Here is a 5,510-nt window from a genome sequence, read left to right on the forward strand (position 1 = left end):
CCGGCGCACAGGACGTGCGCCGGGCCGAACCCCCTGACGGCTCGTTACGCCGTCCCGCCCACGCGGGAGCGGCGGCTCACCGCAGGTGCGCCGTGTCGTTCAGCAGCCGCACCGACGCGTTGCCGTCCGCGTAGTACGCCACCGCCGACAGGGACGCCGCCGACAGCTCCATCCGGAACAGCGCCTCCGGCGGCGCCCCGAGCGCGAGCCGCACCAGCGTCTTGACCGGTGTCACATGCGTGACCAGCAGCACCGTCCGCCCCGCGTAGCGGGCCAGGAGCTTGTCGCGGGCCACGGACACCCGGCGGGTGACCGCCGCGAAGCTCTCGCCCCCGGGCGGGGCGGCCTTCGGGGAGGCGAGCCACGCGTCCAGCTCCGCCGGGTGGCGCTCGCGCGCCTCGGCGAAGGTCAGGCCCTCCCAGGCGCCGAAGTCGGTCTCCCGCAGCCCCTCCTCGACCCGGACCTCCAGGCCCAGCCGGTCCGCCACGGCCTCCGCGGTCTCGCGGCAGCGGCGCAGCGGCGAGCTGACGACGGCCTGGACGGTGCCGCGGGCGGCGAGGGCCGCCGCGACCTGCTCGGCCTGGCGCAGCCCGGCCGGCGAGAGCTCGGGGTCGGAGCCCCCGCTGCCGGAGAACCGCTTCTGGGGGGTGAGCGCCGTCTCGCCGTGCCGCAGCAACACGAACGTGGTCGCGGTGCCGAGGTCGGCGGGGGCGGCCCAGCCGACGGGCGCCGCCTTGGGCGCGGCGAGCACCTCCGCGTCCGCCTCGGCGACGGCCGGGGCCACCGGGGAGCGCGGCGCCGGCTCCGCCGCGCCGAGCGCGACTGCGCCGGCCGGGGCGACGTCGAGGGCGGCGGTGGAGCGGGAGGGCTCCCAGCGCCGGCCGGCCTTGCCGGCGTCCATCGCCTCGTTGGCGAGCCGGTCCGCGTGCTTGTTCTTCTCGCGCGGAATCCACTCGTAGACCACCCGCTCCGGCGGGAACGCCGTACGGGCCTCGGCGGCGAGCGGCCGCATCCCGGGGTGCTTGATCTTCCAGCGGCCGGACATCTGCTCGACGACGAGCTTGGAGTCCATGCGGACGCGGATCTCCGCCTCGGGGTCGAGCTCGTACGCGGTCCGCAGGCCGGCGATCAGCCCGCGGTACTCCGCGACGTTGTTGGTGGCCGTGCCGATGTACTCCGCGGCCTCGGCGAGCGGTTCGCCGGTGACGCCGTCGCGGACGACGGCCCCATAGCCCGCGGGCCCCGGGTTGCCCCGGGACCCGCCGTCCGCTTCCACGATGAACCGGCGCCGCGCGTCGCGCGGTGCCATCACAGCCCCGATTCGGGGGTGCGGACCAGGATGCGGCCGCAGTTCTCGCACCGGACGACGGCGTCGGGCGCGGCGGCCCGGACGTCGTTCAGCTCGGTGATGTCGAGCTCCAGCCGGCAGCCCTCGCAGCGCCGCTGGTAGAGCCGGGCCGCGCCGACGCCGCCCTGCCGCCCGCGGACCTTCTCGTAGAGGGCGAGCAGATCGGCGGGCACGGAGGAGGAGACGACCTCGCGCTCCTTGGTGAGGGTGGCGGCCTCGGCGTCGATCTCGCCGACGGCCGCGTCCCGCCGCGCCACCGCGTCGGCGACCTTGGCCTGGAGGGACTCGACCCGGCCGGTCAGCTCCCTGACCCGCTCCTGCGCGGACTCGCGCCGCTCCATGATCTCCAGGACGACGTCCTCGAGGTCGCCCTGGCGCTTGGCGAGGGAGACGATCTCGCGCTGGAGGTTCTCCAGGTCCTTCGGGGAGCTGACGGCCCCGGAGTCGAGCCGCTGCTGGTCGCGGGCGGCGCGCTGGCGCACCTGGTCCACGTCCTGCTCCGCCTTGGTCTGCTCGCGGGCGGTGTCGCTCTCCTCGGTCGTCGCGGCGACCAGCAGATCCCGCAGCTGGGCGAGGTCGGCGTTCAGGGTGTCGATCTCGGCGTGCTCGGGCAGGCTGCGGCGCTTGTGCGCGAGCTGCGAGAGGCGGACGTCCAGGGCCTGGACGTCGAGCAGTCGGATCTGGTCTGCGGGCGCGGCGTTCAGCGGGGGGCTCCTGGGGTGTCGGTGGGGTGGGTGGTGGACGCCGCGTGGGCGGTCCAGGGGTCGGTGACCGTGCGCGAGATGTGCGTGCGCAGCGCCCATCCCTTGCGGTCGGAGATCTCGTCGAGCTGGGCGGCGGCCTGCTCGACCCAGGGCCACTCGGTGGCCCAGTGCGCGGCGTCCACCAGCGCGAGCCCGTTCCCGGCGGACGACGCGGCGTGCTGCTGGGCCTCGGACGCGGGGTGGTGGCGCAGGTCCGCGGTGAGATACGCGTCGACTCCGGCGGCGCGCACCTGGTCGAAGAGGCTGTCGCCGGAGCCGCCGCAGACGGCGACGGTACGGATCGGGCGCTCGGGGTCGCCGGCCACCCTGATGCCCTGCGCGGTGGCGGGCAGCCGGGCGGCGGCGCGCTCGGCGAAGGCGGCGAGGGTCAGCGGCGGGTCGAGCTCGCAGATCCGGCCCAGGCCCCGGCGGCCGGCCGGGTCGTCGGGGTCGGGCACCAGGGGGCCGGTGACCCGCAGGTCGAGCGCGCCGGCGAGGGCGTCGGAGACCCCGGGGTCGGCGCGATCGGCGTTGGTGTGGGCGACGTGGAGGGCGATGTCGTGCTTGATCAGGGTGTGCACGACCCGGCCCTTGAAGGTGGACGCGGCGACGGTGGTGGTGCCGCGGAGGTACAGCGGGTGGTGGGTGACGAGCAGGTCGGCGCCGAGCCGTACGGCCTCGTCGGCGACCTCCTGGACCGGGTCCACGGCGAAGAGGACGCGGCCGACCTCGGCGTCCGGGTCTCCGCAGACGGTGCCGACGGCGTCCCATCCCTCGGCCCGCTCGGGGGGCCAGAGGGCGTCGAGCGCGGCGAGGACATCGGAAAGTGCGGGCACGGGGGAAAGGCTACCTGTCCCCCGCGCGCGCATCGCTATCGCGGCGTCCCGGACGGCGGGCGGCGGGCGGCCCCGGGGCGGGGGCCCGGTGCCCGACAGGCGCGGGGCCCGACGGGCGCGGGGCCCCGGGGGCCGACAGGCGCGGAGCCCGGGGCCCAGGGCCCGCGGCCGCTACTTCTTGACCAGGAAGCCGCGCAGGTCGTCCAGGACCTTGTCCGCGGCGGTGACGCCGAGCCCGAGGTACCAGGTCTCGTCCGGCACGTCCTTGGCCTGCCCGTTGCGCACCGCGGCCAGGTTCTTCCAGAGCGGGTTCTCCTCGGCGGTGTGCCGCTTGGTCGACTTGGGGTCGCCGTAGACACCGGTGAAGATCCAGTCCGCGTCGGCCTGGTCGATCCGCTCGGGGCCGACCTCCGCGGCGAGCTCGTTCACGTCCTGGTTCTTGGGCCGGGGCAGGCCGACGTCGGCGAGGACGGTGCCGATGAAGGACGCCTTCGCGTAGAGCCGGGTGCGGTCCGGCATGTAGCGCAGCATGGTGACGGTCGGCTTCCGGTCGCCGAGGTCGGTGCCGAGCGCGGTGGCCTTGGCGCGGTACGCGTCGAGCTTCGCCTTGGCCTCGGCGGTCTTGTCCAGGGCGGCGGCGTTGAGGAGGAAGTTCTCCTTCCAGGGGAAGCCGGGCCGGATGGAGAAGACCGTCGGCGCGATCTTGGAGAGTTTGTCGTACTGCGCGGCGGCGCGGAGCTTGGAGCCGAGGATCAGGTCCGGCTTCAGCTTGTGGATCGCCTCCAGGTTGAGGCTGTTGATCGTGCCCACGCTCTGCGGCTCGCCCGCGCCCTCGGCGAGGTAGCCGGGCACGCCGTCGTCGCCCTCGGTCGGGCTGTAGCCGACCGGCCGGATGCCGAGGGAGACCACGTTGTCGAGCTCGCCCACGTCCAGGACGACGACCCGCTCGGGCCGCTTCTCGATCGTCGTGGTGCCCATGGCGTGGGTGACGGTCCGCGGCCACTGGCCGGGCCGGGCGTCGGTGCCCATCTTCGCCGTGTCGGCGGCCGCCTTGCCGAAGTCCTTGCCGCCCTGGGCCACGGCCTTGCTGTCGGCGGCCTTGGCGGGGGCGGCGGATTCGGTCGCGCTCTTCTCCGCGCCGCAGGCCGCCAGCGAGAGGGCGGCGGCCACGGCGAGGGCGACGGCGGCTGCGCCACGGCGTCTGGGGTACATCACGTGCTCCTGGGGATTCGGGCCCTGCTACGAGGGGACGGGGGCCCTGGTTAGGGGAGCCTTACTTTAAGCACCTCCGTCGCTCGCAGCACAACCGCCACCGAAACCGGCGGAGAACCGGGCGACCGCCACCCTTATGTGTGAAGCCCCGCTACTGGCGGTGTTCGGGTCGGCGTGCGAAAACTACTTTCGGTCGCCGGAGGTGACGAGCTGATGACGGCCTGTGCCATCGAGACGGCCGCCGATGGCGGCACAACCCGACCGGCGCCCTTCACCATCGCCGCGGACGGCTCCTACGCCGCCCGGCTCGCGCTGGACCCCACGACGGGCAGCTGGTTCCCCGAGCGCTGGACCCTGGGCGGCCCGGAGCCGTACGCGGTGCCGCTCCCCGCCGACCAGCCGGAGGAGCCGGACAGCGAGGTGCTGCCCCTCAACGACGGGCGGGTGCTGATCCGGCGCCGGGTCGCCGCCCGGCACGACTTCGCGCTGCTGTACCCCACCGGGCCCGGCACCGGGGAGCTGCCCCTGGGCGCGGTCGAGCGGGAGCGGCTCGCCCTGCTGCCCCCGACGCCCGACGGCTCGGCGGCCTACGCGCTCGCCCCGGACGACGACTCGACCGCCGTATGGCAGGTGCACGGCGGCGAGGGCGGGGACGGCCCGCGGCAGGTGGCCGAGGTGCCCGGCCGCTGCTCGGGGGGCGCGTGGCTGGACCGTACGGGCCGGCTGCTCGCGGTGGACCAGGAGCTGGCCGGGCGGGTGAAGGCGGTCGCGGTCGACCTCGGGCGGGGCGGGGAGGTGAGCCCGCTGCTCCAGATCGCCGAGGAGAGCAACGACCGGCTGCTGCTGGCCGATCCGGACAGCGGGCTGCTGCTGGTGCGGTCCGACGCGCCCGGCCACGACCGGCTGGGCTGGGGGGTGCTCGGCAGCATGCGACCGGTGCGCTTCCCGGAGTGCCTGCGGCTGGCCGACGCCGCGGTGACGCCGTTCGCCGTGCAGCCGGGGCAGGTGCTGATGCCGGAGAGCTGCGGGGTGGCGCTGCGGATCGACGCGGCGGCGGGCAGCTGGGTCGGCGTGTGGCGGCCCCAGGAGCGGCAGTTGCGGCAGCTCGCCGCGCCGGAGGGCTGGCTGCCGGGCGCCGGGCTGTGGACGAAAGACGGCGAGCTGCGGCTGCCGTACACGACCGGGCGGGTGCGGTGCGGGCTGGCGCGGATGACGCTGCCGGAGCCGGTGCCGACGCCGGCGGCGGGCGCGGGTGCGGCGTCCCCGACCGGTACGACGCCCCCACTCGGTACGGCGTCCTCGTGCGGCACGGCGCCGGCTGTCGGGTCGGCGGGGGTCACGGGTGTTGCGGGGGGCGACACAGCGGTGGGG

At 75.6% G+C, this 5,510-nt stretch carries 5 protein-coding genes; 1 reads left to right on the forward strand and 4 read right to left on the reverse strand.

The window, feature by feature from the left end; all coding sequences use genetic code 11:
* Positions 1-76: 76 nt before the first annotated feature.
* From ACSNOD_RS27745 to ACSNOD_RS27760, 4 genes are all read right to left on the reverse strand, one after another.
* Complete coding sequence (locus tag ACSNOD_RS27745; protein ID WP_436769818.1) at positions 77-1,309, reverse strand: bifunctional RNase H/acid phosphatase; 1,233 nt, start codon at positions 1,307-1,309, stop codon at positions 77-79.
* Positions 1,309-2,052 carry a zinc ribbon domain-containing protein gene (locus ACSNOD_RS27750; protein WP_436769822.1) on the reverse strand — a complete coding sequence of 248 codons (744 nt, stop codon included), beginning with the start codon at positions 2,050-2,052 and terminating at the stop codon, positions 1,309-1,311. Before ACSNOD_RS27750 ends, ACSNOD_RS27745 begins: the two co-directional genes overlap by 1 nt.
* Positions 2,049-2,927 (reverse strand): Nif3-like dinuclear metal center hexameric protein, encoded by an 879-nt coding sequence (locus ACSNOD_RS27755; RefSeq protein WP_436769819.1) that lies wholly within the window; start codon positions 2,925-2,927, stop codon positions 2,049-2,051. Before ACSNOD_RS27755 ends, ACSNOD_RS27750 begins: the two co-directional genes overlap by 4 nt.
* Before the next feature lie 171 nt (positions 2,928-3,098).
* Positions 3,099-4,139 (reverse strand): ABC transporter substrate-binding protein, encoded by a 1,041-nt coding sequence (locus tag ACSNOD_RS27760; RefSeq protein ID WP_436769820.1) that lies wholly within the window; start codon positions 4,137-4,139, stop codon positions 3,099-3,101.
* Between the two features lie 213 nt (positions 4,140-4,352).
* Between ACSNOD_RS27760 and ACSNOD_RS27765 the strand changes: the two genes are divergently transcribed.
* Positions 4,353-5,510 (forward strand): hypothetical protein (locus ACSNOD_RS27765; protein ID WP_436769821.1); only part of this gene is annotated, 1,158 nt, incomplete at its 3' end.

This window comes from Streptomyces sp. URMC 123 (assembly GCF_051386515.1).
Lineage (GTDB): Bacteria > Actinomycetota > Actinomycetes > Streptomycetales > Streptomycetaceae > Streptomyces.